The 26,723-nt window shown below is 42.4% G+C and carries 30 protein-coding genes; 8 read left to right on the forward strand and 22 right to left on the reverse strand.

What is annotated here, in order from left to right:
* Window positions 1-9: 9 nt before the first annotated feature.
* The 4 genes from ACM0OS_RS03975 to ACM0OS_RS03990 form a co-directional block, all read right to left on the reverse strand.
* Complete coding sequence (locus tag ACM0OS_RS03975; protein WP_414541861.1) at window positions 10-141, reverse strand: hypothetical protein; 132 nt, start codon at window positions 139-141, stop codon at window positions 10-12.
* Window positions 142-287: 146 nt separating this feature from the next.
* Window positions 288-1,058: a 1-(5-phosphoribosyl)-5-[(5-phosphoribosylamino)methylideneamino]imidazole-4-carboxamide isomerase gene (gene hisA / locus ACM0OS_RS03980; protein WP_414541862.1), complete on the reverse strand. Its 771-nt coding sequence runs from the start codon at window positions 1,056-1,058 to the stop codon at window positions 288-290.
* 15 nt (window positions 1,059-1,073) lie between these two features.
* Window positions 1,074-1,379, reverse strand: coding sequence for a DUF3593 domain-containing protein (locus ACM0OS_RS03985; protein WP_414541863.1), 306 nt, complete (start codon window positions 1,377-1,379; stop codon window positions 1,074-1,076).
* Window positions 1,376-1,723: a DUF2499 domain-containing protein gene (locus tag ACM0OS_RS03990; protein WP_414541864.1), complete on the reverse strand. Its 348-nt coding sequence runs from the start codon at window positions 1,721-1,723 to the stop codon at window positions 1,376-1,378. Before ACM0OS_RS03990 ends, ACM0OS_RS03985 begins: the two co-directional genes overlap by 4 nt.
* 42 nt (window positions 1,724-1,765) lie before the next feature.
* On the opposite strand from ACM0OS_RS03990, the gene csaB reads away from it, so the two are divergent.
* From csaB to purU, 3 genes are all read left to right on the forward strand, one after another.
* Window positions 1,766-2,806, forward strand: coding sequence for a polysaccharide pyruvyl transferase CsaB (csaB, locus tag ACM0OS_RS03995; RefSeq protein WP_414541865.1), 1,041 nt, complete (start codon window positions 1,766-1,768; stop codon window positions 2,804-2,806).
* Between the two features lie 111 nt (window positions 2,807-2,917).
* Window positions 2,918-3,520 carry a DUF4340 domain-containing protein gene (locus ACM0OS_RS04000; RefSeq protein WP_414541898.1) on the forward strand — a complete coding sequence of 201 codons (603 nt, stop codon included), beginning with the start codon at window positions 2,918-2,920 and terminating at the stop codon, window positions 3,518-3,520.
* A 42-nt stretch (window positions 3,521-3,562) separates the two neighbouring features.
* On the forward strand, window positions 3,563-4,417 hold the full coding sequence (purU, locus tag ACM0OS_RS04005; RefSeq protein WP_414541866.1) for a formyltetrahydrofolate deformylase: 855 nt from the start codon (window positions 3,563-3,565) through the stop codon (window positions 4,415-4,417).
* An 83-nt stretch (window positions 4,418-4,500) separates the two neighbouring features.
* Here the strand turns inward: purU and ACM0OS_RS04010 are convergent, their stop codons facing one another.
* On the reverse strand, window positions 4,501-4,899 hold the full coding sequence (locus tag ACM0OS_RS04010; RefSeq protein WP_414541867.1) for a nuclear transport factor 2 family protein: 399 nt from the start codon (window positions 4,897-4,899) through the stop codon (window positions 4,501-4,503).
* A gap of 6 nt (window positions 4,900-4,905) precedes the next feature.
* Window positions 4,906-6,387 carry a GTP-binding protein gene (locus ACM0OS_RS04015; RefSeq protein ID WP_414541868.1) on the reverse strand — a complete coding sequence of 494 codons (1,482 nt, stop codon included), beginning with the start codon at window positions 6,385-6,387 and terminating at the stop codon, window positions 4,906-4,908.
* 253 nt (window positions 6,388-6,640) lie between these two features.
* On the opposite strand from ACM0OS_RS04015, the gene tpiA reads away from it, so the two are divergent.
* Together tpiA and folP are read left to right on the forward strand one after the other, a co-directional pair.
* Entirely contained in the window at window positions 6,641-7,366 is a 726-nt protein-coding gene (gene tpiA, locus ACM0OS_RS04020) for a triose-phosphate isomerase (RefSeq protein WP_414541899.1), read from the forward strand.
* 198 nt (window positions 7,367-7,564) lie between these two features.
* A complete protein-coding gene (folP, locus tag ACM0OS_RS04025) occupies window positions 7,565-8,428 on the forward strand; it encodes a dihydropteroate synthase (protein WP_414541869.1) in 864 nt (287 codons plus the stop codon).
* Here the strand turns inward: folP and ACM0OS_RS04030 are convergent.
* The 6 genes from ACM0OS_RS04030 to fabI all read right to left on the reverse strand — a co-directional run bounded on the left by ACM0OS_RS04030 (window position 8,418) and on the right by fabI (window position 16,171).
* Entirely contained in the window at window positions 8,418-9,266 is an 849-nt protein-coding gene (locus tag ACM0OS_RS04030) for an SPFH domain-containing protein (RefSeq protein WP_414541870.1), read from the reverse strand. The two genes, folP and ACM0OS_RS04030, sit on opposite strands and share 11 nt — an antisense overlap.
* 295 nt (window positions 9,267-9,561) lie before the next feature.
* Window positions 9,562-11,205 carry an alpha/beta hydrolase gene (locus ACM0OS_RS04035; protein WP_414541871.1) on the reverse strand — a complete coding sequence of 548 codons (1,644 nt, stop codon included), beginning with the start codon at window positions 11,203-11,205 and terminating at the stop codon, window positions 9,562-9,564.
* 123 nt (window positions 11,206-11,328) lie between these two features.
* Entirely contained in the window at window positions 11,329-12,855 is a 1,527-nt protein-coding gene (locus tag ACM0OS_RS04040; protein ID WP_414541900.1) for a polysaccharide biosynthesis/export family protein, read from the reverse strand.
* 527 nt (window positions 12,856-13,382) lie between these two features.
* Complete coding sequence (locus ACM0OS_RS04045) at window positions 13,383-14,363, reverse strand: ABC transporter ATP-binding protein (protein WP_414541901.1); 981 nt, start codon at window positions 14,361-14,363, stop codon at window positions 13,383-13,385.
* 112 nt (window positions 14,364-14,475) lie between these two features.
* Window positions 14,476-15,126, reverse strand: coding sequence for an imidazoleglycerol-phosphate dehydratase HisB (hisB, locus tag ACM0OS_RS04050; RefSeq protein WP_414541872.1), 651 nt, complete (start codon window positions 15,124-15,126; stop codon window positions 14,476-14,478).
* A gap of 268 nt (window positions 15,127-15,394) precedes the next feature.
* Window positions 15,395-16,171 (reverse strand): enoyl-ACP reductase FabI, encoded by a 777-nt coding sequence (gene fabI, locus ACM0OS_RS04055; RefSeq protein ID WP_414541873.1) that lies wholly within the window; start codon window positions 16,169-16,171, stop codon window positions 15,395-15,397.
* A 375-nt stretch (window positions 16,172-16,546) separates the two neighbouring features.
* Between fabI and ntcA the strand changes: the two genes are divergently transcribed.
* On the forward strand, window positions 16,547-17,218 hold the full coding sequence (ntcA, locus tag ACM0OS_RS04060; RefSeq protein ID WP_010998529.1) for a global nitrogen regulator NtcA: 672 nt from the start codon (window positions 16,547-16,549) through the stop codon (window positions 17,216-17,218).
* Between the two features lie 192 nt (window positions 17,219-17,410).
* The gene (locus ACM0OS_RS04065) at window positions 17,411-18,862 is read left to right on the forward strand and encodes a DUF3084 domain-containing protein (protein ID WP_414541874.1); all 1,452 of its coding nucleotides are present in this window, start codon (window positions 17,411-17,413) and stop codon (window positions 18,860-18,862) included.
* A 139-nt stretch (window positions 18,863-19,001) separates the two neighbouring features.
* On the opposite strand, the gene ureC is transcribed toward ACM0OS_RS04065, so the two are convergent.
* The 7 genes from ureC to ureA form a co-directional block, all read right to left on the reverse strand.
* Window positions 19,002-20,741: an urease subunit alpha gene (ureC, locus tag ACM0OS_RS04070; RefSeq protein ID WP_414541875.1), complete on the reverse strand. Its 1,740-nt coding sequence runs from the start codon at window positions 20,739-20,741 to the stop codon at window positions 19,002-19,004.
* Between the two features lie 36 nt (window positions 20,742-20,777).
* A complete protein-coding gene (locus tag ACM0OS_RS04075; RefSeq protein ID WP_414541876.1) occupies window positions 20,778-21,482 on the reverse strand; it encodes an urease accessory protein UreF in 705 nt (234 codons plus the stop codon).
* Window positions 21,482-22,003, reverse strand: coding sequence for an urease accessory protein UreE (locus ACM0OS_RS04080; RefSeq protein WP_414541877.1), 522 nt, complete (start codon window positions 22,001-22,003; stop codon window positions 21,482-21,484). Before ACM0OS_RS04080 ends, ACM0OS_RS04075 begins: the two co-directional genes overlap by 1 nt.
* Window positions 22,000-22,863: an urease accessory protein UreD gene (locus tag ACM0OS_RS04085; protein ID WP_414541878.1), complete on the reverse strand. Its 864-nt coding sequence runs from the start codon at window positions 22,861-22,863 to the stop codon at window positions 22,000-22,002. Before ACM0OS_RS04085 ends, ACM0OS_RS04080 begins: the two co-directional genes overlap by 4 nt.
* 173 nt (window positions 22,864-23,036) lie before the next feature.
* Window positions 23,037-23,666 (reverse strand): urease accessory protein UreG, encoded by a 630-nt coding sequence (gene ureG / locus ACM0OS_RS04090; protein WP_414541879.1) that lies wholly within the window; start codon window positions 23,664-23,666, stop codon window positions 23,037-23,039.
* Between the two features lie 14 nt (window positions 23,667-23,680).
* Window positions 23,681-23,998 carry an urease subunit beta gene (locus tag ACM0OS_RS04095; RefSeq protein WP_414541902.1) on the reverse strand — a complete coding sequence of 106 codons (318 nt, stop codon included), beginning with the start codon at window positions 23,996-23,998 and terminating at the stop codon, window positions 23,681-23,683.
* Window positions 23,999-24,331: 333 nt separating this feature from the next.
* Window positions 24,332-24,637 carry an urease subunit gamma gene (gene ureA, locus ACM0OS_RS04100; protein WP_414541880.1) on the reverse strand — a complete coding sequence of 102 codons (306 nt, stop codon included), beginning with the start codon at window positions 24,635-24,637 and terminating at the stop codon, window positions 24,332-24,334.
* Window positions 24,638-25,142: 505 nt separating this feature from the next.
* On the opposite strand from ureA, the gene ACM0OS_RS04105 reads away from it, so the two are divergent.
* Entirely contained in the window at window positions 25,143-25,586 is a 444-nt protein-coding gene (locus ACM0OS_RS04105; protein WP_414541881.1) for a pre-16S rRNA-processing nuclease YqgF, read from the forward strand.
* Window positions 25,587-25,618: 32 nt separating this feature from the next.
* On the opposite strand, the gene ACM0OS_RS04110 is transcribed toward ACM0OS_RS04105, so the two are convergent.
* From ACM0OS_RS04110 to ACM0OS_RS04120, 3 genes are all read right to left on the reverse strand, one after another.
* Window positions 25,619-25,882, reverse strand: a complete 264-nt coding sequence (locus ACM0OS_RS04110) for a DUF3146 family protein (protein ID WP_414541903.1) — start codon at window positions 25,880-25,882, stop codon at window positions 25,619-25,621.
* A gap of 241 nt (window positions 25,883-26,123) precedes the next feature.
* Complete coding sequence (locus ACM0OS_RS04115; protein WP_414541882.1) at window positions 26,124-26,390, reverse strand: hypothetical protein; 267 nt, start codon at window positions 26,388-26,390, stop codon at window positions 26,124-26,126.
* A gap of 67 nt (window positions 26,391-26,457) precedes the next feature.
* The gene (locus tag ACM0OS_RS04120; protein WP_414541883.1) at window positions 26,458-26,691 is read right to left on the reverse strand and encodes a hypothetical protein; all 234 of its coding nucleotides are present in this window, start codon (window positions 26,689-26,691) and stop codon (window positions 26,458-26,460) included.
* Window positions 26,692-26,723 lie beyond the last annotated feature (32 nt).

Below are 26,723 nucleotides of genomic sequence, written 5' to 3' on the forward strand. Positions count from 1 at the left end.
AGAAAATCGTCAGCGATCGCCGATGCCGGATAAGTTTTTCATGCTCTTTTTTTCCGCCACGAGAAATCCAGCAACTGGGGAAGATTCAGCGGCAAAGCGGAGTTGCTGGTGTGGGCTGCGACCATCTTGACTACTAGCCACAAGTCTTTTTACCCGTACTAGCCACCGCTGAATCTAGCGCAGCGTTCCTCAGTTGCGTCAATCTTTCTAGTCGCTGTTTTTTCTTGCCGATCCCACTTGACTTTCAAGACAGTCGCTACTGTTCGACTTCCGCGCCGCTAACCTCTTTACGCAAAGGTAGAGTCTAGATTTGGTGGGATATCTTGAATCCGTCCTGGCCCGATCGCTCGGAGTGCTTCCCGTAGAGAAATGTCACCAGTATACAAGGCACGACCGACAATTACACCTTTGACACCTTGGTGTTCTAAGCCCAATAAACTCAATAAATCGGTGACGGAACTCACGCCACCAGAAGCGATTATAGGTATAGAAATTGCTCCAGCGAGTTCTCTTAAAGCTTCTAAATTGGGGCCCGAAAGAGTCCCATCACGGTGAATATCAGTATAAATAATAGCAACCGCACCAAATTCTTGCATTTGTACAGCTAGTTGGGTGGCTAAAACTTCCGATGTTTCTAACCAACCGCGAGTGGCGACTAATCCATTACGGGCATCAATGCCGATGATAATTTGTTCGGGAAACTCTTGGCAAAGTTCTTGGACTAACTGGGGTTGTTCGACGGCGACGGTTCCCAAAATTGCCCACTGTACACCTAAATTAAATACTTGTTGTACGCTAGTGCGATCGCGCAATCCGCCACCTATTTCAATGGGTACTGATATTGCTTGAGCGATGGCTTCAATGGCTTTTAAGTTAACTACTTTACCTGCTTTCGCACCATCTAAATCAACTAGATGTAATCGTGTTGCACCCTGATCAACCCACTGTTTGGCCACATCCACGGGATTTTCACTAAAAACTTGCGATCGCTCATAGTCTCCCTGATACAGTCGCACACAGCGACCTTCTAGTAAATCAATTGCGGGAATTACATCCATATCACCAATCCCTCGTTATTGGGAGTTTTCATTTTTATTTTTTAATTGTCTAATGGCTTGGGCAAAACCCACCACCACTAAAATATTAGCCAGCGTCAAAAAAACTTCTGCCCCTCCGTGTAGCCAATCCACATTGGCTAAAGACTCACCGTAGTGCAGTTGGGCGTAAATTCCCGCCGGGATGGTAACGCCGACAAACACCAACGTGCCATAAAATCCATATAGCGCTAAACGTGGCATTTGTTGACTGCGGCTAATAAACCACAAGAAACCCAAATAGGGAAACAATGATAGGGCAAATAGGGTTTCTTTAGAGATCATGATTCTGATTTAAGGGGTTTGGCCTCAACAGCATTGGTTTGTGGATCAACAGACTTAGTGGAACGCCAAATCCACACAGCTGCTGCCCAAAGGGTAAAATTACCAACTAATGTCATGGTAGCTTGTAGCGTTACTAGCCATTCTAAAGATGTAGGATTATCGAAATAATGCCAGGTACAGGCACACATGGCACTAACTAAAGCTGGTAACATAGCTAAGGATAATCCCCACCAACTGCGGTTACCGGTGAGTTCTCCGTAAGTCCAGATTAACCAGATGGCAACAATCCACTCAATAACGCTAGAAACGTGAATAATCCAGGTGGGAATCGAAAGGGCGTGCATAAGTAATTAAAAATTCAAAATTCAAAACTCAAAATGGGGAAGATGCGGGCGTTATTGTCTGGGTATTACGGTAAAGGTAATGGTGGTGACGAAGCTTTATTGGCGACGCTTTTGCAAATGCTACCACCTCATGTCACGCCTGTGGTGCTTTCTGGTAATCCCGAAGCCACGCGCGATCGCTATGGGGTGGAAAGTTATAATCGCATGGCTATATTACCTGTATTGCAGGCTTTACGTTCCTGCGATGCTTTGATTTGGGGCGGTGGGAGTTTAATTCAAGATGTTACTAGTACTATTAGTCCATTTTATTACGGTGGACTGATGGCATTGGCCCAAATCATGGGTTTGAAAACCATTGCTTGGGCCCAAGGAATTGGCCCGTTAAAGCGTCCACCCACTCGCTGGTTAGCACGGCAAAATTTTCAAGGTTGTACCAAAATTAGTGTACGCGATCGCGTCAGTGCAGATTTATTAGCCCAGTGGCAAATTCCTTGTCTGTTAGCGCCTGATCCTGTTTGGGCGTTAGATAGTAAACCAGTACCAGGACTTTGGGACTTACCAGCGCCGAGAGTTGCTGTGACTTTAAGAAACCATCCCCAACTTACAGCAGCACGTCTGGCTAACTTAACTCGCGCTTTAGTAGATTTTCAAACAGCTACCCAAGCATTTATATTATTGCTGCCCTTTCAAAAAAGTGAAGATTTAGAAATTGCTGAAGCGATTCAACCTCAATTAAAAGATGTCAGCAAAATTTTGTGTTTGGAAGATCCCCAACTTTTAAAAGGTATTTACAAAGGCGTAGAAATGGTCATTGGAATGCGCCTCCACAGTTTAATTATGGCTGCATCTGAAGGTTGTCGCTGTTTTGCTCTGAGTTATGATCCTAAAGTCAATCGGTTAATGGAAGAATTAGAAATGCCTGGTTGGGATTTGTCCAATTTACCAGATGATCCCAACATAATTAGTACAACCTGGATAGAACATTATGCCAACGGTGAGCCGCTTTCGCCTAACCAAATTCATTCTTTAGTGGATAGAGCATTAATGCACCGCGATATTTTGAATACAGTCTTCACAGCATAAGTTTGTCGTTAGGCGAACTGACTTGTCAGCACTGACGCTATGGTTAATAAAGCGAGCATTTTACTCAGGCGATCGCTAATCTATTTTCATGAGAATCAAAACTTGGCAGAGATGAAAATACCACGCACAACTTTAATTTTAATATTCCTAGCCCTGGGGTTGGGTGGTTTTGTTTACTTCTATGAAATTCGCGGTGAAACTCAGCGAGAAGAAGTCAAAGCACAACAGCAGCAAATATTTTCATTTACAGAAGAAGATATCCAGTCTTTGAGCATTAAAACCAAGGATATTACCCTCAATTTACAACGTAATGCGGAAACCAATGATCCCAAGTGGTTGCTGACATCTCCGACATCAGAACCGGCTAATGATGCTATAGTTGCTTATTTAACGGATTTATTAGTTAAAGGTACAAGCGATCGCACTTTATCAGCTTCAGTTAATCAGCGAGCCGACTTTGGTTTAGATCAACCCCAAGCGACTATCAATATTAATCTGAAGGATCAAAAAACTCACCAGCTAATTTTAGGTAATCCTGACTTTAATGGTCGTTTCTTGTATGCTCAAACTGGTTCTGCTGTCCAACCTAATGGTAATATGGATGTCCTGTTAGTATCTGTAGATTTTGCAAATGCCGTAAATCGAGAAATCTCTGAGTGGACACAACCAGAAGATGCAAGTGCGGCTGAACCAACTCCAGAAACCGAGCAGTAAAAATTGATATTTTCGATATAACCGAAGCGATAGTCCGCAGTTATGACAAATCCCACCGCCACTTTGCTCATTTCCTGCCCTGATCAAAGAGGACTAGTAGCAAAATTTGCTAATTTTATCTATGCTAATGGTGGCAACATTATCCATGCAGACCAACATACAGACTTTGCCGCTGGGTTATTTCTCACCCGTATTGAATGGCAATTAGATGGATTTAATTTGCCCAGAGAATTTATTGCCCCTGCTTTTAATGCGATCGCTCAACCTTTAAATGCTAAGTGGGAATTACACTTTTCTGATACTATCCCACGGATTGCTATTTGGGTAAGTCGGCAAGACCATTGTTTATTTGATTTAATTTGGCGACACCATGCTAAAGAATTTGCTGCTGAAATTCCTTTAATAATTAGTAACCATTGTAATTTAAAGGTGGTGGCTGACCAATTTGGCATTGACTTTCATCATATTCCTATTAATAAAGATAACAAACCTCAACAAGAAGCCCAACAACTAGAATTATTACAACAGTACAAAATTGATTTAGTTGTATTAGCGAAATATATGCAAGTTGTCAGTGAAGATTTTATTAATCGATTTCCCCAGATTATCAACATTCATCATTCATTTCTGCCAGCTTTTATCGGAGCAAATCCTTATCATCGAGCATTTGAACGGGGGGTCAAAATTATTGGAGCTACCGCTCATTATGCTACTGCTGATTTAGATGCCGGGCCAATTATTGAACAAGATGTAGTGCGAGTTAGTCACCGTGATGAAGTTGATGATTTGATTAGAAAGGGTAAAGATTTGGAGCGAGTGGTATTAGCTAGAGCGGTGCGGTTACATTTACAAAATCGTGTTTTAGTATATGCCAATAGAACAGTAGTTTTTGGTTAAACTAACCGCAAAGGACACAAAGGACACAAAGAAATTAAAGAGAGTAAAAGGAAGAATTAATTGGGAAAATAGAGTAGTTTTGGTTAATAAGATTTACCATCACTACCAAAGTATTCTCTATAGCTACAAATTTTATCGCCACGTACATCAAAAGAAATTGCTACGCGATTTTTATAAGGTTGTCCTAGCAAAAGTCCTTCATCACGAAATTCAAAAACTACAGTTGTTTCATTACTGGTAATTCGGTCTAAAGAAGTCAGTTTTAATCCAGGTTTAAACGATGCAGATACATATTCAAAAAACTCTGTAGCTCTATCTTTACCTGTATTTAATCCGTGAAATTTGCCCATCGGGAACCAAAAGGTAAAATCTTCTGTGAGCATATCTAAAAAGGCTTCCCATTTACCAGTCGCTAAACCGTGAGTAAAATACTCAAATGCCTGTCGCGCCACTGACAAAGTATTTGCTGAATTTTGGGTCATTAATTTTTATTTTTTCAGTTTTATCTTTTGCAGTAATTCTTCTTTAATGCGATTGAGAATTGATGTTTCATCTAGGTTGGACAAAATCTGACCGATGACTGCTTTTGTCCCCTCTGGCCCCCAAGTCGCTCCATTAGCCAAATAAACTTTGGTTACTTGTCCAATGCCATAAGAAGAAACACCCGATACCCCAGCTTGAGTTAAAGCCACTGAGATATAAGGGCCAAGGGTAGCGCCAGCTGTAGCTGATGCAGATATCCCCAGTAAACTTTTAAGTCCACTCAAGCCCAAGTTAGCTAACAACTCACTGACACCAATACCCCCCATACTCAAGGCGATTTTTTGTAGCAATTGTACAGCACCAGTTTCACTCATGGGGATGCCATAGAGTTTAGATAAACCCAAAATCAGGGAAATATCAATCACTACACTACTCAGTATATCTACTACAGTAACCGGATTGAGAGCGATCGCAACGGCTTTGGTCATCACAGCTTTCCAAATGAACTGATTGGCATTCTGTTCACGAATGATTAATTTTCGCTCTACTAATTGCTCATTCACGTTGTCGGCATAAAGCATAGTGTTGAGAGCAACCAAAGCTTTACCCTCACGGTGCAGAATCTCCAAAATTTTCAGCTTCAGTTCTTCAATTTGGGCTGTACCTGTACGCATCTGCACTCCCCTACTACCATCCGGGCGCAGTACTGCTGTTTTCACCAACGGTGATGCGGCCGCCATGACGATTTCTAGCGGCGTGAGTAATTCCTTTACCCGTTCATCGCGGATTTTTTGGTAAATTGCCCGGCGATCGGCTTCAGGATACTGGTCTACTTTGTTAAATACCAAGATGATGGGTTTACCTGCTTCCCGCAACTGAGAAAGAGCTTCGTGTTCTATCTTGGTCATATCTCCAGAAATCACAAATAAAATTAAATCTGCTTGCTTGGCTACTTGTTCAGCTAAAGCTGCACGAGTGTCACCATCCACCTCGTCTAAACCGGGAGTATCAATTAATTCCACTTGAGATTGACCGGTTGCAGGTAAAGTCACCCGTAAAGTGCGTTCAGATTCGCCAATAGCCTCCTCACTAATACTCCAGTTCACTATTTGAGCATCACGGGTAACTCCATGTAGAGGGCCAGTTTCAAACACCGTTTGCCCAACCAAGGCATTTAATAAGGAAGATTTACCACGTCCCACCATCCCAAAGGCCGCAATTTGCACCACCATGCTGTCTAATTTACCCAACATGGTTTCTAAATCAGCCAGTTCAGCCTCTAATCCTTTTTTTTCTTGGGGTGACAAATCAAGATTAGCTACCAAATTCCGCAGCGCCGTTTGTGCTTGTTTATAATTCAGTTCTGTTTGAATATCTTCAAAGCTAAAAATGGCACTATCTAGTTCCTCCTCCCAGTTGAGAGAATTAGCATCCGTGTTGGCAGAATCGCTGTGATGAGGTTCAGGCAATGGCAATGTGGAAGTCATAGCAATTTGAAATTTGCAATATAGGATTTTATCCCCATAGTTCTATCCTAGTTATTTTTGACAAGCGTTAGCGTCGCTTACCGTAGGTATGGCATAGAAGGAGGTTGAGAGATGAGGGAGAATAAATTCTTCATCCCAGTCCCTACTCCCCACTCCCTACTCCCTACTCCCCACTAATAATGACTAATGACTAACAAAACGTCCTAAACTGAAAAATGCATCTAGTAGCGTTAGAATCTTGACTAAATCACCTGTGCGTAAAATAGTAATTGCCGGTAACTGGAAAATGTTCAAAACCCAGGCAGAAACCCAGGAGTTTTTACGAGGATTTCTGCCCAATTTGGAGGAAACGCCCGAAGGACGAGAAGTGGTATTATGCCCTCCTTTTACTAACTTAAACGTTTTATCTAAGACTTTACATGGTAGCCGCATCCAGTTGGGGGCACAAAATATCCACTGGGAAGAAAATGGAGCCTATACTGGTGAAATTTCTGGCCCTATGCTGACGGAAAGTGGTGTGCGTTTTGTAATTGTCGGTCATAGCGAACGACGGCAATACTTTTGTGAAACGGACGCAACTGTTAATCTACGGCTGAAAGCAGCTCAAAGGTATGGTTTGACACCAATTTTATGTGTTGGTGAAACGAAACAACAACGAGATGCTGGAGAAACTGAATCACTGATTTCTACCCAGCTAGAAAAAGACCTCGTAGATGTGGATCAAAATAACTTGGTGATTGCCTACGAACCAATTTGGGCAATCGGTACTGGTGACACTTGTGAAGCAAAAGAGGCTAATCGGGTAATTGGCTTAATTCGCAGTCAGTTGAGTAATCCCAATGTTTCAATTCAATACGGTGGCTCAGTGAAGCCAGATAATATTGATGAGATTATGGCTCAACCAGAAATTGATGGCGCGCTTGTGGGAGGAGCGAGTCTAGAACCTGCAAGTTTTGCGCGGATTGTCAACCACAAGTAACCTCATGTATAACGCCTTTTCCCTGGCAAGTCTGGGGAAGAGGCTGGGGATAGGGAGGCTGGGGGAGAGAAAAGTTTTCCTGTTTCCTTGACCAATTACGTACAGCCTGGCGGCATCCTTGGGCTGCTATTACGTTCGCGTTAGCGTGCCGGAGGCTCTATTACAAATTACGAATTACGAATTACGAATTACGAATTTATGTCAAGCAAGTTGATAATTCGAGGACGCTGTTTCCATTGGGGACAGCGCACTTATCTTATGGGTATTTTGAATGTCACACCTGATAGCTTTAGTGATGGAGGTGTGTTTAATACTAGTTCTGCGGCTTTGGCACAGGCGCAAGCAATGGTAGCGGCTGGTGCTGACATTATTGATGTGGGTGGTCAATCAACTCGACCGGGAGCGCCGCAAATAACTTTAGCAGAAGAACTGGATCGAGTAATACCAGTATTGCAGGCCCTAAGAGAAAAAATTACCGTACCAATTTCTGTAGACACAACTAGGGCTGCTGTAGCAAAAGCATCTGTAGAAGCTGGAGCAGACATGATTAATGATATTTCTGGGGGCACCTTTGACTCAGAAATGTTCCCTACAGTAGCTAGTTTAGATGTGCCAATTGTGTTGATGCACATTCGGGGTACACCGCAGACTATGCAACAAATGACTGATTATGAGGATTTAATAGGAGAGATTTCTAGTTTTTTAATAAAACAAATTTCAGCGGCAACTGCTGTGGGTGTTGATCAAAAGAAAATTATTATTGATCCTGGTATTGGTTTTGCGAAGAACTATGAGCAAAATTTAGAAATTTTTCGCCGCTTACATTTATTGAAAGAGTTAAATTGTCCTATTTTGGTAGGAGCATCCCGTAAAAGTTTCATTGGTCACATTTTAGATCAACCAGATCCGCAAGCACGGGTTTGGGGCACAGCAGCGGCTTGTTGTGCTGCAATTTTTAATGGTGCTGATATCCTCCGAGTTCACGATGTTTTAGAAATGCGTGATGTGTCACAGGTAGCTGATGCGCTGTTGCGACAAGAATACAGCATACCTAAGAGTTAGGATTACCATTTTCAGAACTTCTGCCGTTACCTTCTCTTGCTACTGCATCAGCAATCAACTGATCATACACTTCATTACTTTTGCTGGGGTCTACAAAAACAATTTTGGCGTTATTGCTTTCACCTAATTTTTGACTAGCCATTACATAATCTTGAGCTACAAGATACCGTAAGATTTCTCTACTTTCTGGATGGGTACGTAAAGCTTCAGCAATTATCTGCATTGAAGTTTGAGTTCCTTGGGCTTTTTTAATAGCGGCGTCACGTTCCCCTTCTGCTTCAAAAGCCAATGCTCGTTTTTTTATTTCCGCAGCCCGTTCCTCTTCCATTGATTTTCGCACGCTTTCTGGAGGTGTCAGGCTTTGAATATCTAACCGCAGAATCTGAACACCCCAATCTTCTGTAGTCCGATTCAACTGGTTTAAAATGGCTGTATCCATTTCGGCACGGGAAACGTTGGTTTCCTCTACAGTATTCTGGGCAATGATTTCTCGTAGTGTGGTTGTCGCCAACTGTGTCAGCGAACCTTGGAGATCATCGATTTCGTAAAAACTCTTGACCATATCCCTAATCCGCCAGAACAGAACAGCATCAACCTCCAGGTAAATGTTATCTCTGGTAATCACATTTTGCGGTTTGATATCTAGAAACTGCTCGCGGGTTGTATCTTCCATCACCACCTGATCAACCAGAGGCACAATAAAGTTCAGTCCAGGTGAAAGTTTACGATGATATCGCCCCAACCTTTCTACTAAGGCTTCGTTACCTTGATTAATTAATTTGGCAGATCCTAAGGCATAGCCTATGAGCGCTAAGACTATGGCAATAAGTGGCTCCATACATCCTCCTATTCAGCTTTTGGGCGAATTTTAGTTTAAAAGACATGGTACTACCTTAGTCCTAATTTCAGCTTAATGTTTTGAGGCTGTAATCTTATGAACATCAATATTGATATCTCATTACAAGTCGCTGGTCTTCTAGGTATTGCTTAGGCAGAACATTTTGGCATCATGCGATCGCTATTAAAGCACCTAGATCACACGCTGGCAAGGAGGAGGTATGTGATTAAATTTACGTTAGGGACTAGAGGCTAGAGTAATTTTTTTTCCATCCCCTACTCCCCACTCCCTACATTTACTTGATAGCAAAACCCAGCCAAGGTTTAATGTTTCTTGGCAAATCAGAATTTAACCTCAAGGGTATTTCTCGGGTAGATAGTGATTGAGCGTAGGCTGGTGTCAAAAATGGTTGGTAAATCGCGGCTTCTGGTGTGTCTTGTTTAATAAACGCTAAAGTTACACCACGAATTAGTTCGCGCAAAGCATCGGTTTCTTGTCCCCGCTTTTCTCTAACAAGTGTAGTCGCTGCACTAGCCGGATATGCTGGATCGGTAATACTCAAGTGAGTCGCACCAATGGCAGTTAACAAATATTTAGCACCCCCTAGTTGCTGAAAAGGTCTAATTTGATGACTCAAGGCCGGGGTCAAAGCGTCTTCAGTGCTGCTGACAATTAAAACGGGTTTGTTAACTTTGCTTAAACCGTTATTACCAAAGAGTCTTCCCACAAGAGGATTAAGAGCGATCGCACTTTTAACTCGCTCGTCTTTTACCTGTGGTTTGCTATCTTTTAAACTAGCAGCCGCACATTGCAACCAGTCACCGGGAGATTCGCCAAAGGAAAGAGAGGTTTTACAAAATTCCTGCAATGGCTTTAAATCTATTTCTCCACCCACTAAGGCTAATGCTGTATGACCACCTAAGGAGTGACCAATAACTGTTACTTGCTCTGTGTTGAGCTTTCCTTGCAGTTGTCCTGCTTGAGTATTCAGTTTTTCTAATTCGTTGAGTAAAAAGCTGACATCTTGCGGTCGGTCAACAAATTCCCTGGCTGGTAGTAATTGCGCCAAGTTGACTTGACTAGAAACCTTATTGATGGCAGTAGAATTACTTCCTGGATGCTCAATTGCCGCAACTGTGACCCCGTGGGAAGCTAAATGACGTGCCAAATAGCTAAAAAATTGGCGATTGGCTCCCAATCCGTGGGAAAGTACTACCAATGGCGCTTGGGTATTTTGCTGACTCCAATAAATATCTACAGGAATACGGCGGTTGCGTTGACTGTCTTGGAAGGTGAGTGTCTGCTGCTGAACTGTTGCTTGACCTGTGGCTGCGGGGTCAAAGGTTGGCTGAAAAGGCGTATTATTTTTTACTAAAAGTTCTCGTTCTAGCAAACGACCCAAAACTTGACTTTGTAAGTTATTGGCGTTAAAGGCTAAGGCAATTTGCGCTGCTTGAGAAGCGTCTACTGTAATATTTTCTTGTGGATAAGCTCGCAAAAAACCAATTGCACTTAAACCGTTGACTTGACGCAAAGATAGATTGAGTGCTGCCTGGAGGGTTTCTGGCGTACTGCCTGGTATTGCCGCTTCTAAGGAACTAATTAATTGTCTGCCTTGTGGCGATCGCGCTAATTCATCGATGAATTTATCGGCAAATCCTGGATCGACTTGTAACTGTCGATTCAGTAATTCCCCTATTTGCGGTGTTAAGACAGCACTATATAGTTGTAAGTGTTCTGGTAATTTACCTGTTTTGGCAAATCTTTCAACGTCACTGATATTTAAAGATTGTTGAAAGGGGCCCAAGCGAATAGTAACTGTTTCTGCTGCTTTAGCTGTGGGAATGCCGACACCGCAACTTACAGCTAAAGTTAAACTGCACAATAATCCTTTAATGAAGGATGTTTGAGGTAGATTTTTGCCTAGCCAAGAGTACATACGATGTGAGGAGTGAAAATGTCAGTCAACTTATTGACTACAATTATGGGTTTGAAGTTGCCATCGCTAGACAAATAAAACAACTTCAAACCCACTATTTTTATTATCCTTGAGCCACAGTTTTTAGAACAGACCGAATATAGCTCTGAATACTCCTAACAAACCGCCTAGTGGGTTAACTACTGTACCCACAGCATCGCCAGCCGAGGCTAAACCAGAGCGGTTGACGATAACAACGTCATTATTGCGGAGTATGGGATTAGTTTCTTCATTAATTCCTTGGGAGAAATCAACTTTAACTTCCCGCTTAGTCACAGAACCATTAGGATTAAGGCGAACTAAATCCACTGTGGTTGTTCTAGCTCTAGCGTCGTTGAATCCACCCGCAGCCAGTAATGCCTGATTTAAAGAGCTATTGGGCTTAATGTCTACGGCGCCCGGTCGTTTAACTTCGCCTACTACGCCCACTTGAATTGTCGCCGGAGACAAAGTGGTGGCAGCTAATTGAGTAGCTTCTGCTGTATTGATCTCAGTGGCAGTAGGAATGACAATTGTATCTCCGTCCTGCACAATTATGTCTTGATCAATATCACCGCTTTGTAATAATTCCCAGAGATCGATATTTATATTTTGTTGTGAACCAGTTCTTGTGGGTCGGCGAAGTTGGAGATTACGAACATCCGCTTGTGATGTAATTCCTCCAGCTACTTGCAGCGCTCGCATTACAGTGGGTAAACCACCAGCGCCTTCTTCACCTCCACCACCCTGGCCAACAAGATATGAGCCAGGACGATTCACTTCACCAATTATGGCTACAGTACGTGGTGTTGTGGGGCTAGCGGCAAAGTTGGCTGAAAATAAATTTCGTGCTTCTGCGACGTTGAAAGTAGTTGCAGTTGGCACAACTATGGTGTCACCATCTCTTAAAGTAATATCTTGGTCTATCCTACCTGTTTGAATTAGTTCTTTTAAATTGAGATTAACAACTTGCTCTGAAGAACGTCCAATTTTCCGTCTTAATTGCACTTGAGTTACATCTGCTGCCAAGGTCACGCCTTGGGCTGTGGTGAGTGCAGCTAATACAGTTGGGTATTGTACCCCTGGATTTTGGCCTGCGCCACCTTGTAAGTTCAGAGTATAAGACCCAGGACGTGTTACTTCTCCAGCAACTAAAATATTAATAGGTCTAGGTGATAACAGGTTAACTGAAATCAGGGGACGTTTGAGAAAGCGAGAATACCTGTTGGCAATTTCATCAGCCGCTTGTTCGGTTGTCAGACCCAAAACGGAAACACTGCCAATTAAAGGTAGGTTAATTGATCCACCTGGAGGAATTTGATATTCGCCTGTATATTCTGGTACTTCAAATACGTTTACGCGAATCAGATCACCACCACCCAAGGAATAATTAGTATCTATTGGTACACTTGGCGCTACTTGTTGTCCCGTAGGAAATATTGGTTGTGTCCCCGGTGCTACTTGTTGTCCTGTAGGAAATACTTGTTGACCCGTTGGTGATGCTGGTTGTGTTGGTGGTACTAATTGTCCCTGAGCTAGGCTCGCAGACGGTACAGCCGCATTGACAGCCGTTAACAAAGCCACACCCATAACTGGTTGGGTGAGGAATTTCAGCAAACCTGTGTTAAGCATATTTACCTTAGACTCTGAGACTGTGATCGGCATAGTTTTTTATAAACATCTAAATTTTGACTATACTTAATTATTCATGTTCCCCGATTCAAGTTCCCCAACATTACTTATTTTCCTAGAAAAGTGTAATTTTCCGGAGGGATATTTATTTATTAATGTTGAATTTTTAGTAAAGTTAACTTAAAGATGTACTTGAGTTTCAGTCTAGTATAAATTCGCTCGTATGGTATTTGATTGACATCAAAAATATCATCATTTTATTTGAGTTAAAAAAATTACTTTTGTCATCAATAACATTCATCTACAGCAGCCACAGTTTATACTTTAGGGGCTTGATCAACTAAAAATTCTCAATAAATAAAAAGAGAATTTTAACTGTTATTTTGGACAAAATAGCTGGTATTGGATAAATTTGACAGATGTATGAGGAAATTTTCTCTCACTCTTCTCTAGAATCGAACACTTGCGTATACGGTATCTTCTGCCATAGAAAGATTTACGGTGAAAAATTTGACCAGTCAGAAATACTAATTAACCGACTTACTTTTTTGTAACTGTTGAATAAAGAAATCTTCTAAGGAGTGGCGAGATAAGTTCATAGAAATGATTTGTCCCCCCATCAAACGGAGACTAGCAAGAAAATCATAATAATCTTCTTGTAGTGTGCCTTGCCAAGAACCGTCATGGTTAAATACTAGGCTCGGTATCCATTTTTTTAAAATTTCCCCATCACCACCTTGACCTTTGACGTAATATGTGTTTCCAGTTCCTAAAAGTTCATAGAGAGAACCAGAACAAATTATTTTACCTTGAGAGAGAATAGCTATGCGATCGCAAATTTGTTCGACTTCACTAAGAACATGACTGTTAAAGAAAATCGTCTTCCCGGCGGCTTTCAGCGACAAAATAATTTCTCGCATTTGGTAGCGTCCCACAGGATCTAAACCAGACATGGGTTCATCGAGAAATATTAAGTCTGGATCATTGATCAGTGCCTGGGCCATACCCACACGCTGTAACATACCTTTAGAATAACGCCGCATCTGCTTTTTCCGGGCATCAGCTACTGATAAACCCACTAATTCCAACAGTTGGGGAATGCGTTGACGTTGTACACTTTGAGGAATTTGGAATAACCCAGCCGCTAGCTGTAAAAATTCCCAGCCCGTGAGATAGTCATATAAATAGGGATTTTCTGGCAGATAACCGATACGTTGTTTAGCATGGCGATCGCCTAATGGCTGGCCTAATAATAAACCCTTGCCGGAAGTAGGGCGGATAATTCCCAACAACAGTTTTAACAGAGTAGTTTTACCAGCACCATTAGGCCCTAGTAACCCAAAGGTTTCACCTTGGTGTACCGTAAGCGAACAACCTTTAAGGGATACAATCTTTTGATTCAGCCAAAATCCCGTGCGATAGACTTTTCGCAAATCAGCAGTGAGGACTACTGGCGGATTTTCTGTAATATTCAGCGGAGAATTAAGGGTGTCTGCACCAGACTTCATCTCAGTTTCGTGTATTAATTGCAGTGTACCCAATGGTCTAACAGTCACAATTACCACTAGGTTTGTCAATTATCACAAACCAAATAGCTAATTGACACCCTCTGTATCATTTTTACAGAAAACCCTTGGAACTGGGAATAGTCCCACCGCGACGAGGATCAATTTCCACAGCCATGCGGGTAGCTCTAGCAAAAGCTTTAAATGTCGCTTCAATAATATGATGGGAATTAATACCATCCAGTTGGCGAATGTGAAGTGTCATTTGGCTATGGTTGACCAAAGCTACAAAAAACTCGCGTACTAGCTGAGTATCATAGATTCCCACTCGCTGGGTAGGAATATCCAAGCCGTAACTCAGGTGGGGACGTCCAGAAAAATCTAGCGCCACTTGCACTAAAGCTTCATCTAAGGGTGCGAGAAAATTACCAAAGCGGACAATCCCTTTTCTATTCCCTAATGCTTGACTGAAAGCTTGTCCTAAAGTGATACCCACATCTTCATTGGTGTGGTGGTCATCAATTTCCCAGTCTCCCTGGGCTTGGACATTTAAGTCAATCAACCCGTGGGAGGCAATTTGATGCAACATATGATCCAAAAACGGAATCCCGGTGGCTGCGGTGCAGATACCTGTACCATCCAGGTTAATGGTAACTTGCACATCCGTTTCACCAGTGGTGCGGTGAACAGAGGCCACGCGAGCAGTTTGAGTTTCGATAATTTGGCGTTGGACGGAGTCCTTACTGAAGGTATCGCTTGTTTGCATAAAGAAAGGGGAGTGGGGAGTAGGGAGTAGGGAACTTAGGTTCTTTTATAGGTATAAGCTACGGTGTACACACATCTTTGTGCTGCGTACAAAATGTGGATTGATCCCCCTAAATCGCCCTTATTAAGGGGGACTTTGATTATTTTCCCCCCTTTTTTCTACGCCGAAGGCGCATCCCCGAAGGGGTTTAGGGGGGGTTAGGGGGGATCGAAACGCTGTTAGGCAACTTGATACAACTTGTGTGTACACCGTAGCCACTCCCTCAATATTACATTCCCATGATTTCATATCCTGCATCTACGTACAGAACTTGCCCGGTGATGCCACTTGCTAAATCGCTGGATAGGAATGCTGCTGTGTTGCCTACTTCTTGCTGGGTGACGGTGCGTCGGAGGGGGGCTACTTCTTCTACATGGTGAATCATATCTAAGATTCCGCCTACTGCTGATGATGCTAAAGTGCGAATTGGCCCGGCGGAGATGGCGTTGACTCGAATGTTTTGTGGCCCTAGTTCAGCTGCTAAATAACGTACGCTAGCTTCTAAACCTGCTTTGGCTACTCCCATGACGTTGTAGTTGGGAACAGCTCTGACACCGCCTAAATATGTCAGGGTAATAATACTACCTCCTTCTGTCATTAGCGGTTTGGCTGCGCCGCTTAATTGTACCAAAGAGTAGGTGCTAATTTCTAAAGCGGTTTTAAATCCAGCACGCGAGGTTTGGCTAAAACCACCAGTTAAATCGTCTTTGTTGGCGAAAGCTAAACAGTGAATAAGAATGTCTAGTTTGCCCCATTTTTCTTGAATGGCTGCAAAGGTAGACTGAATTTGTTCGTCATTTTGGACATTACAGGGAACAAATAAGCTGGGATTAAGAGGTTCCACTAATTCGGCAACTTTTTTCTCCATCTTGCCTCGGTCATCTGGCAAGTAAGTAATACCTAAGTTAGCTCCTGCTTGATGCAGTTGTTGAGCAATCCCCCAGGCGATGGAGCGGTTATTGGCAATTCCTGTAACTAAGGCGTTTTTTCCAGTGAGATTCAGCATAGAAATTGTAAATGCAACCAATCATTAGGAGCATACTAGAATCTGAGGTGAGTTTGTCTGGCTTTTACACATGATTTGCAAAAATGATGATTATGTGAACTGTTTTTGGAAAAATTTTGCTAGATAATCCTTAAGATATTCTCAAGATATTATGAAAATTTGGGCAAAAAACCTGATGACTACAACTGTGCAAGTACTTATAACAACTACTAGCTAAAAACATGAAAAATTATGTATCATTATGAACAAATAACTGTGAAGTTGTGGGCTTGAGTATAGGAATGCACAGAAAGGTTGACGGTGCTTTATTCTTTTTTCGGGTGTATTCTTAGGTAATCAGTTTTTGTTTTTCCGGCATTGGGTAGGGGAAGGGAGATGATCGTGACACAAGATAAAGCCCTAGCAAATGTATTTCGTCAGATGGCAACTGGAGCTTTTCCTCCGGTTGTGGAAACGTTTGAACGCAACAAAACGATCTTTTTTCCCGGCGATCCTGCTGAACGAGTTTATTTTCTTTTAAAGGGTGCTGTTAAACTTTCCAGGGTGTACGAAGCAGGTGAGGAAATAACGGTAGCACTGCTGCGGGAAAATAGCGTTTTTGGTGTGTTGTCATTGCTGACGGGAAATAAGTCAGATAGATTTTACCATGCAGTTGCATTTACCCCTGTAGAGTTGCTTTCAGCTCCTATTGAACAGGTAGAGCAAGCACTCAAGGAAAATCCAGAATTATCCATGTTGATGCTGCGGGGACTATCTTCGCGGATTTTACAGACAGAGATGATGATTGAAACCTTGGCTCACCGGGATATGGGTTCGAGGTTGGTGAGTTTTCTGTTAATTCTTTGTCGTGATTTTGGTGTTCCTTGTGCAGATGGAATTACGATTGATCTCAAGTTATCTCATCAGGCGATCGCTGAGGCCATTGGTTCAACTCGTGTAACTGTCACCAGGTTATTAGGGGATTTGCGTGAGAAAAAGATGATTTCCATCCACAAAAAGAAGATTACTGTGCATAAACCTGTTACGTTAAGTAGGCAGTTCACTTAAAAGCAATTGAAGGAGGTGGAGTGGCAAGTGTTGTGTTTTTCAAGATGACACCCATAGCTGGAGGTAAATCTAAAATCGTGAGTAGTTTCAGCTATTGCCAATATTCCATCCTCCACCAGATAATGTTTGAAAGTAGTAGGCTGTATCTGGAAGCATTATGCCTCCGGCACACTACGTGAACGGTAGCTGAAGATGACCACCGGGTACATCCTTATAGCAGCAATTTTAATTTTGGGGGGCGTAATTGCCACTGTGGGCGATCGCATTGGCACACGTGTTGGCAAGGCTCGCCTCTCACTATTTAAGCTTCGTCCCAAAAGCACAGCAGTACTAGTGACTATTTTTACTGGTGCATTGATTGCCACATCAACTTTGGGAATCTTATTTGTAGCTGATGAAGGATTAAGACAAGGGGTCTTTGAGCTAGAGGATATTCAAAGAGACTTGAGGGAAAAGCGCGAACAGCTAAAAGTTGCCGAAACTCAAAAAAGTCAGGTAGAAAGTGAGTTAAGCCAAGCAAGAATTGAACAAGCCCAAGCACAACAAGAGTTACAGGTAATTAATAAGTCCTTACAAGCAGCAAATACTAAACAACGGGAAACTCAAGCACAACTAAACCGCACCCTCAGCCAACAGGCCCAAACCCAAAAACAACTCCAACGCACCCAAGGTCAGTTAAGTCAAGTAGCTAATCGCTATCAACAAGCCCTAACGGAACTGCAAAGCGTTTATGATCAAAGAGAAGTATTGCAGTCAGCCATTGAAGAACTCAGGGCAGAACGTCAACGACTTTACGCCGAAGCAAAAAAAGCCATTGATGAAGCCAAAACAGCTATTGACCAGCGCGATCGCAAAATTGCCGAACTAGATGGATTAATTAAAAAGCGCAATGAAGAAATTGCGGCGCGAGAACAAGTAATTGCCATTAGGGAATCTCGCCTGAAAGAATTAGAAAGACAACAGAATTATTTAGAACAAGAAGTAGCCAGACTAGAAAAATATTACCAGTCATACCGTGATTTGCGTTTAGGCAAACTAGCTTTATTTCGGGGTCAAGTTTTGGCATCTGGTGTAGTTCGTGGTATAAACCAAGCAGACCTAGCGCGTCAGGTGGTAATCCAGCTGTTGCAGGAAGCTAACCGCAATGCCAATATTGAACTCTCAGAACCTGGGACAATCCCTGCAAATCAAGATATATTGCGCGTTACCCCAGAAAGAATTGAGCAATTAACCCAGCAAATTAACGATGGTAGGGAATACGTCGTGCGAATCTTCTCAGCTGGCAATTATGTCAGGGGAGAAGACCAGATAGAATTTTTTGCAGATACAGCGCGCAATCAACTAGTGTTTTCCGGAAGTGAGGTTTTGGCCACAACTACGGCTGATCCTAAAAATATGACAACCTATCAACTGCGGCAAAGACTGGATCTGCTAATTTCGGCTTCTCAATTTCGGGCCCGGAATGCGGGAATTGTAGAAAATGTCCAATTAGACAATACTTTTTTACGCTTTTTCTCCCAATTAAGGCAGTATGAGCAAACGGTGGAAATCAAAGCGATCGCAGCCGAGGATACTTATACAGCCGGGCCATTAAGAGTAAGACTGTTGGCTATCGTCAACGGACAAGTTCTGTTTAGCACTTAATAAAAAAGGTTGGCTCGTAGTCAGGACTTTAGTCCTGAACTGAGGGACTGTAGACTCATAGCAGCTTCTACAAACTTTTTATCTGTCAGGATGATTTGGCGGACTTAAATTTTGACTTTCAAGGCAGCGGTACTAGTCCTTAAAATAAGAAATAACGCTGTGCCATTGGTAAAGAAGTAGCCGGTTCACAAGTCAATAATTTTCCATCCACCCTCACATAAAAGGTTTCCGGATCAACCTCAATCTGGGGAGTCGCATCGTTGAGTTTCAAATCTGCCTTACTCAGATTACGTGTATTACTAACCGCTAAAGTACGACTTTTTAAGCCAAGTTGAGCGGGTATACCCCCATCCAAAGCGGTTTGAGAAACAAAGGTAATAGAGGTATGTGTCATTGCGCCACCAAAACTGCCAAACATCGGACGCATATAAACTGGCTCAGGAGTAGAGATACTGGCGTTGGGATCACCCATTTGCGCCCAAGCTATCATTCCTCCTTTAATAACAAGCTCTGGTTTTACCCCGAAAAAAGCTGGTTTCCACAAACACAAGTCGGCAACTTTACCTTTTTCAACGGAACCCACATAGTTAGCAATTCCGTGAGTTATAGCCGGGTTAATAGTATATTTAGCGACATAACGCTTGGCCCTAAAATTGTCATGAGTTTCATAAGGATTTCCCGGTGACGGCAATAATCCCTTTTGTACTTTCATCTTATGGGCAGTTTGCCAAGTACGAATAATTACTTCCCCTACCCTTCCCATAGCTTGGGAATCTGAAGCCATAATACTTATAGCACCCATATCGTGCAACAAATCTTCCGCGGCGATGGTTTCCTTACGAATCCTCGATTCAGCAAATTTGACATCTTCCCGAATATTTTTATCGAGGTGATGGCACACCATTAACATATCTTTGTGTTCATCAAAAGTGTTGATGGTGTAGGGACGAGTGGGATTTGTCGAAGCGGGCAACACATTGGTTAAACTGCAAACTTTCAGAATGTCAGGCGCGTGACCTCCGCCTGCACCTTCAGTATGGTAAGTGTGAATGACACGGCCTTGAAATGCCGCAATGGTATTTTCCACAAATCCGGCTTCGTTGAGCGAATCGGTATGAATTGCTACCTGTACATGATATTCATCGGCAATGGTAAGACAATTATTAATAGCATCGGGAGTAGAACCCCAGTCTTCGTGCAGCTTTAAACCAATGACTCCCGCAGCGACTTGTTCAACTAATCCTTGGGGTTGGCTGGTATTGCCTTTGCCCAGCAAACCTATATTCATGGGGAAGCCATCAGCAGCTTGGAGCATCCGGTGAATATTCCAAGTACCAGGGGTGCAAGTAGTGGCAAGAGTCCCAGTAGCCGGGCCAGTACCGCCGCCAAGCATAGTAGTTATACCTGATGCCAAAGCCGTTTCAATTTGCTGGGGACAAATAAAGTGAATGTGGCTATCGATGGCTCCAGCCGTGAGAATTTTGCCTTCTCCAGCTATTACTTCCGTACCGGGGCCAATAATGATATCAATGTTGTCTTGAGTGTAGGGATTACCTGCTTTGCCAATTTCGACGATTTCCCCATTTTTAATGCCAACATCGGCTTTAACGATGCCCCACCAATCAAGAATCAAGGCGTTGGTAATCACCAAATCTACTACCTTGGGATCTTGGGCTTGGGTGAGGGGAGATTGTCCCATACCATCTCGGATCACCTTACCACCGCCGAATTTCACCTCATCGCCATAGAGAGTACCCCCGTAACTGGTGTAGTCTGCTTCTACTTCAATGAATAAATCTGTATCAGCAAGACGGACGCGATCGCCTATAGTAGGGCCAAACATGGCTGCGTATTCTCGACGGTTCATGCGGTAGCTCATTTTTACTCCTGAATTAACTTGAAAATTACCTAAGTTTTAACTAGCAAATAACCTGTGAGACAATTTTTGATGTCGCATTTGGGCAACATCGATAAAAGGGGTACAAGACCACATTTCATTTAAGCTGATTGATGCAGCAGCTTTGCAGATTGCCTCAATATCTGGCGCTAGCTGAAGCAGGACTTGTTGTGCTTGAATATGTCCGACAACACTTAAGCGGATAGCAGCCCCCAATAAACCGGCAATGAAGCTATGTAAAAAAGCCAATACAGTATCCCCTTTACTCAAACCCGCTACCCTACCGACGACAGCAAAAATTACCGGATGTAAGCAGTGAATTTTACCTGTAACGGCATCTTGATTGAGGGTGTTTAATTGAGAGTCTTTCCATGTGGAACTAGCAACCATCAGCAAGGCTCGTCCGCTTTTGCGTTGGGTTTCACGAGTTTTTTCTACTAAGGTTTGAGCAAATAGTTGGGTATCAGCTTGTCGCACAGCTGCTAAGTCACCACTTGCACTTCCTTCATAGGCATGAATTAATGCAACTAGATCCGTAGTTCCTATCTTATTACGCAATAACAGCCGCAGAAATATCTGTAAGTCTTCACAACCGTGTAGTTGTTCGTCTTGAACCAGGCATTCTAGCCCATGAGACAGGGTAAACGAGCCAGAAGGGAAAAACGAATCAGATAATTGCATCAGAGCAAGTTGTTGGGCGATCGCAGATATCGGTTGATTCATTAGCTGTGATGGTGGTGTGTGTGGTGAGAAAAGTCAAGCTGTGTGGCTGACGATGGTGATTCATAGTCAATTTTTAAACCAGGAATCTGGAAATTGCGGATGGTTGATTCCATGACTTCCACATCTGCGGCTAGCTGGAGATAAAGCTTGTGATTTTGCACAATAATCGGCCAATGGTGATTTCCTAGAACATGGCCCAGATGAACCAATTCGATAGCGCGATCGCCTACTGGCTCGGTAAAACTCAATACCATCAATTTTTGCTCTTGCAGATGAATTAGTAATAAGTTACCTTGTTGGGTTTCTAAGACATCTCCTTCTTGCAGTGACCAATCACGACTTTTGACAATTCCTACAGCTATGCCAGAGCTAGTGTGAGCGTGAATCCTCCCTTTACGACTATCACTTTGACTAATAGAAACTTCTAAATAACGCTCCGAGCAACGAGCTTGTTCTACCTGTGAAGCGAGACTAGTGTTATCAGTTAAATTGCCTAGATAAATTTGTGCTAATTCAGTCATAACGAATCAGGTAAAGGAGATTGATAGCTACTGCGGCGCACACAGTTGAGAACGTATTTCCAATAGTTTTTAAGTTCTTGAGTTCCACTAGCCATAGCCCTAATCAACAGACCTTTGTGATCAGGTAAGATCGAACTTGCTACAGTCAAATTAGAGCAATTTGCAGCTGCTAAATTTTCTACACTGGCACTCAATAACTCCCAGTTGGTTTCGGGTAAGATGACAATTAAACTACCAAGGACAGGCCCACAGGAAAAAAGATGACTTTGAATAAAGGGATTAAGCTTTCCTTCTAAGCGCATGGCATCACTAAACCATAGCTCTCCCAAAGTAGAAGTCACGCGCAGGCGACTAAAATAATGTTGAAACTGGTAAAATTCTCCTCTAGCCAGCCTTCCTGGGAGAATGATTTCACTTAAGCATAGTTTTGCGGTGTCATGAATTTTAATATTTATAGTTTGCTCTAAAGCTGCATCTGCGTACAAAATCAAGGGTTCTGGGATCAACTCTAAGCTCGCTCCTGGGCCAATTTCAATTTCATAATGTGTTGTGGCTGTGGCTGCGGGCATAGAATGAACTTTAGTAGCAGCCTGATCGGTGAGGTAAAGGCTAGTATTAGCGGCCAGTTGCAAAGAAACATTCAACTCATCTCCAGCGAGTAAACCTGGAGAAGTACTCACAATATAGAGATAGGCGCGATGGGAATCTTCTTCATCATCAAGACGAAATACGGGAGAGACGCTTAAGGGATAAGTTGCATATTGGTGACTAATAATAGTTTGACCAAAGCGATCGCACTTCAGCCCTAACTCTAAGTTATTTGTAGATTTAATAGTTTCCAAATTTGGTAAAGATAACACATTGAACCTCAACGAAGGAATGTGGATTTAATAAAATACAGAACCTCACCCCCAACCCCTCTCCTTAGTAAGGAGAGGGGAGACTTTGACGCAAGTCAAAGGCGGGGTGAGGTCAAAAATTAGACTTGCATATTATTTAATTCATATTCCTAAGCTGCTACACAGCTAATTAATTATGTAATGACAGAAGGACTGCGAAACAAAACTGTCTCCAAAATAAAGTTCACCACCTCATCCAATCCTGCTTGTGTCTTGCAATTGGTATAAGCTATGGGCTTACCTCGACGGTGTAAGGGGGCTTGTTGGCGGATTAATTCCAAATCTGCACCCACATAAGGAGCAATATCAATTTTATTCACCACCACTAAATCAGCTTGTAAAAAGCCTGGGCCTTTTTTGCGAGGGATATCATCTCCTGCACCTACGTCAATCACAAAAATATAGGCATCCACCAACTCATAACTAAAAGTAGAAGCCAGATTGTCACCGCCGCTTTCAATCAGGATCAGGTCTAATTGAGGAAACTGTAATTCAAAGTCCTTAACGGCTAAAAGATTCATTGTTGGATCTTCTCGAATCGCTGTGTGCGGACAGCTACCCGTCTCGACACCAATAATCCGTTCTGGAGGTAAAAAGCCTCGTCCTTTGAGCCGATCTGCATCTTCTGTGGTGAGTAAGTCATTGGTGACAACAGCAATTTCAATGCCTTGATGCATCAATAAAGGAACAATACACTCAATCAAGGCTGTTTTTCCGCTACCCACTGGCCCCCCAATTCCTAGCCGGGCTGCTGACTTTGACATGGCGCATCTCCCTTTTATTGCTGATCTACATACCCATTGACTAATCCATTAAAACCATAAATCTGGCGCGTACCACCATAGGGGACTAACTCGACTTCTTTTTCATCCCCTGGTTCAAATCTGATGGCTGTACCTGCGGGAATGTTGAGACGCATTCCTTTGGTTTGATTGCGGTCAAATTGCAGACCAGTGTTTACTTCATAAAAGTGGAAATGAGAACCCACCTGGATGGGGCGATCGCCTATATTACTGACCCGAAGTTTGACAATGTTTTTCCCAGCATTCAGTTCCAGAGGTTCTGATTTGGTAATAATGATTTGTCCTGGGGTCATTGCTATTTTGGCGACCTTAATTGAGGAGGTCAAATTGTTGAAGTTCGCACCCTCAACTTTAATATCCTCTAAATTGGCAACGTTGCCGGTAAAGGTTTTACTCCGACCCCGAAAATCCTCATATTCGTACAGGGTAACTTTCATACCTGCGGGGACTGTTAACGAACTCAGTTGATTATAACCAATGCCCAAATCGTTAATGTTATGTTCACCTTCATCTAGCTCTTTTTGGGTTCCTTGAAAATCAGCATGAGCGTAAATTGTCACTTTATTACTCGTATACATTTATATATCCTTTTAATATCAATTCTCCATCTAAAATTTGGAATAGTATTAGTCTTGAATCGGATTGTGTACTGTTACTAATTTTGTTCCATCGGGAAAGGTGGCCTCTATTTGCACTTCATGAAGCATTTCTGGAATACCATCCATGACATCATCCCGATGTAAAAGTTTTGTGCCTTCACTCATTAACTGACTAACAGTTTTTCCTTCTCTTGCTCCTTCCATAATCGCAGCAGAAATGTATGCCATTGCTTCAGGGTAATTAAGCTTTAACCCTTTTTCTTTCCGTCTTTCTGCTACCAACGCCGCCGTAAAAATCAATAATTTGTCTTTTTCTTGAGGTGTTAGTTGCATAAAATTTTTCCTTAGATATAAATAATTTTATGAGTGATTCAATGTATACACGCTTTGAAATTTTCTCAGTATCTTAGCAAAAATGCAAGGATAGTTAAGAACAGTTAAACAAATAGTTATGGCATTCGCCAAGTAGCCTCGAGCATCAACGGATCATCAAACCCAGATAACCAAAGACTCAAAGCCTGTTACCTCTTTCCTTTGATATGTCAAATTGAACACTCCAGATACAGTAGTAAGTTCAATTTTGGAATCAACTTGATGGCTGGTTTAGTTGCTTACACGTATATACCACAAAAACCATTTCTTGACATTTATACCAAAGACTGGACTGCTCTAATCATGCTATTTTTTAGTTCTGTCGAACTCCTAAGAAAACGAAAGGTTTTCTTTCGCCCTTCCCGCAGGTGCGCCTTCCTTGGAGACTCACGTTAAAATTATGAAAAACGCCATGATATTAAAATATTTAACCCAAAATTATTTATAGGATTTAAGTGTATTTGATATGACTATCAGTGAATTTTCGCCAACGCAACCAGTTATTTTGGGCTTTGACCCAGGTAAAGACAAGTGTGGTTTAGCCATTATGGGGCTAGATCGACAACTATATTATCATCAAGTCGTAGTTGCTCCAAAGGCGATCGCTACCATTGAAACACTACGCCAACAATTTCCAGTTTCCTTGCTAGTCATGGGTGACCAAACTACCGCTAAAAAATGGAAACAGCAACTGCACCAGGAATTGACAGATCAGCTCAACATTATTTTAGTAGATGAACGCTACAGCACTTTAGAAGCACGCGATCGCTATTGGCAAATGTACCCACCCAAAGGACTGACAAAGCTATTACCACAGGGTATGCGACAGCCGCCACGACCCATAGATGATATTGTGGCCCTCCTCTTAATTGAAAGATACTTAAATCGCCTAACAATCAGTAGGGAGTAGAGACTGGGATTAGGCAATATCAAGGAAAAGAACTAAAGTTCAGCCCGAATAGTAAAAGCATAATCTCCCCCAGGCTCTAGCTGGTAATCTTGTTGTTCCAAAAAGCGGCCGAGGGGTTCTTTAATAAGTGCGCGACCTTGAGATGGTTTAACTGACAATTCTCCCTGGCGGAAATGCCACAGGAAATGCCACTCAAAGGCACCCGCGCTGACTTCACCTTCAAGGAAGCCATGTTGCCACGATTGGCGGATAATTCTGACATGGGCAATGGTTTCTGGCAGACGTTTAGCACTCACAATGCTTGGTGTCACGTGTGGGATAACAGCTGATTCTGTAGATTACTTCCTAGTAGCCTACTTCTTTTATTTACCAAACTTCGCTGAAATCGACAAACGAACAAAGGGAATATTTTTGTAGAGATATTTAACTGGACTTTATGCATTTTTATAGAACGTGATGCCTGGGGTAACCCGTTCAAAAGCATCTACACATTTATTTCCGCGCCGCGATACTAGAGCATAGACGCAAGATATCAATTTATTTTTTGGATGAAATATTTGTTTTAACTGAACGATGAATCAATCGGCAAGGCCAACAAAAAGCTCCACAGATACTTACCGAAGCCACAGTAGCTATAACTTGCCAACTTGACATTGACGGCGGAGTCTCTGAATCTGAAGATTGAGCTTTAAGGTCTTTAACTAGCTCTGGTGTTGAATGACATAGTTGACTGGCTGTACTCACCCCTTCAATTGCCGCTCCAATTAGATAAGCTACCAGGGCAATTCCTAGCCAGTGATTCATAATATTGAAGTGGTTAAATTCTGAGAAGATGATTGACCATGAGTAATTGTGCTGTTGAATATAATTATTAATTGCCTTGACCAAATAATTGTCGGCCTTCCGCCGTATCACGAATTAGGGGCAGCTTGGATTCAATGTAGGTATTGAGACTCTTGTCTGTATGTGTTTCCAAGGGTTGCTGGGCTTTTAATTTCTGAAGAAGTAGTTGTACTAAGGCTGCATCGTCAAACTGAAGCAAAGTGCTAACTTGGGTAGACTCAATTACACTCCAGATTTGTTGTATTGTTTTGGCAGTTATCATGAGTCTTCTTTTCCTTAAGATTTTCTTTATAT

It is taken from the genome of Nostoc sp. CCY0012, from assembly GCF_963920855.1.
Taxonomy (GTDB): domain Bacteria; phylum Cyanobacteriota; class Cyanobacteriia; order Cyanobacteriales; family Nostocaceae; genus Cyanocohniella.

Bases quoted from the DNA above. Each gene is read 5' to 3' on its own strand.
- hisA (WP_414541862.1), bottom strand. From the start codon at position 1,058: ATGGATGTAATTCCCGCAATTGATTTACTAGAAGGTCGCTGTGTGCGA.
- ACM0OS_RS03985 (WP_414541863.1), bottom strand. From the start codon at position 1,379: ATGATCTCTAAAGAAACCCTATTTGCCCTATCATTGTTTCCCTATTTG.
- ACM0OS_RS03990 (WP_414541864.1), bottom strand. From the start codon at position 1,723: ATGCACGCCCTTTCGATTCCCACCTGGATTATTCACGTTTCTAGCGTT.
- csaB (WP_414541865.1), top strand. From the start codon at position 1,766: ATGCGGGCGTTATTGTCTGGGTATTACGGTAAAGGTAATGGTGGTGAC.
- ACM0OS_RS04000 (WP_414541898.1), top strand. From the start codon at position 2,918: ATGAAAATACCACGCACAACTTTAATTTTAATATTCCTAGCCCTGGGG.
- purU (WP_414541866.1), top strand. From the start codon at position 3,563: ATGACAAATCCCACCGCCACTTTGCTCATTTCCTGCCCTGATCAAAGA.
- ACM0OS_RS04010 (WP_414541867.1), bottom strand. From the start codon at position 4,899: ATGACCCAAAATTCAGCAAATACTTTGTCAGTGGCGCGACAGGCATTT.
- ACM0OS_RS04015 (WP_414541868.1), bottom strand. From the start codon at position 6,387: ATGACTTCCACATTGCCATTGCCTGAACCTCATCACAGCGATTCTGCC.
- folP (WP_414541869.1), top strand. From the start codon at position 7,565: ATGTCAAGCAAGTTGATAATTCGAGGACGCTGTTTCCATTGGGGACAG.
- ACM0OS_RS04030 (WP_414541870.1), bottom strand. From the start codon at position 9,266: ATGGAGCCACTTATTGCCATAGTCTTAGCGCTCATAGGCTATGCCTTA.
- ACM0OS_RS04035 (WP_414541871.1), bottom strand. From the start codon at position 11,205: ATGTACTCTTGGCTAGGCAAAAATCTACCTCAAACATCCTTCATTAAA.
- ACM0OS_RS04040 (WP_414541900.1), bottom strand. From the start codon at position 12,855: ATGCTTAACACAGGTTTGCTGAAATTCCTCACCCAACCAGTTATGGGT.
- ACM0OS_RS04045 (WP_414541901.1), bottom strand. From the start codon at position 14,363: ATGAAGTCTGGTGCAGACACCCTTAATTCTCCGCTGAATATTACAGAA.
- hisB (WP_414541872.1), bottom strand. From the start codon at position 15,126: ATGCAAACAAGCGATACCTTCAGTAAGGACTCCGTCCAACGCCAAATT.
- fabI (WP_414541873.1), bottom strand. From the start codon at position 16,171: ATGCTGAATCTCACTGGAAAAAACGCCTTAGTTACAGGAATTGCCAAT.
- ntcA (WP_010998529.1), top strand. From the start codon at position 16,547: ATGATCGTGACACAAGATAAAGCCCTAGCAAATGTATTTCGTCAGATG.
- ACM0OS_RS04065 (WP_414541874.1), top strand. From the start codon at position 17,411: ATGACCACCGGGTACATCCTTATAGCAGCAATTTTAATTTTGGGGGGC.
- ureC (WP_414541875.1), bottom strand. From the start codon at position 20,741: ATGAGCTACCGCATGAACCGTCGAGAATACGCAGCCATGTTTGGCCCT.
- ACM0OS_RS04075 (WP_414541876.1), bottom strand. From the start codon at position 21,482: ATGAATCAACCGATATCTGCGATCGCCCAACAACTTGCTCTGATGCAA.
- ACM0OS_RS04080 (WP_414541877.1), bottom strand. From the start codon at position 22,003: ATGACTGAATTAGCACAAATTTATCTAGGCAATTTAACTGATAACACT.
- ureG (WP_414541879.1), bottom strand. From the start codon at position 23,666: ATGTCAAAGTCAGCAGCCCGGCTAGGAATTGGGGGGCCAGTGGGTAGC.
- ACM0OS_RS04095 (WP_414541902.1), bottom strand. From the start codon at position 23,998: ATGACCCCAGGACAAATCATTATTACCAAATCAGAACCTCTGGAACTG.
- ureA (WP_414541880.1), bottom strand. From the start codon at position 24,637: ATGCAACTAACACCTCAAGAAAAAGACAAATTATTGATTTTTACGGCG.
- ACM0OS_RS04105 (WP_414541881.1), top strand. From the start codon at position 25,143: ATGACTATCAGTGAATTTTCGCCAACGCAACCAGTTATTTTGGGCTTT.
- ACM0OS_RS04115 (WP_414541882.1), bottom strand. From the start codon at position 26,390: ATGAATCACTGGCTAGGAATTGCCCTGGTAGCTTATCTAATTGGAGCG.
- ACM0OS_RS04120 (WP_414541883.1), bottom strand. From the start codon at position 26,691: ATGATAACTGCCAAAACAATACAACAAATCTGGAGTGTAATTGAGTCT.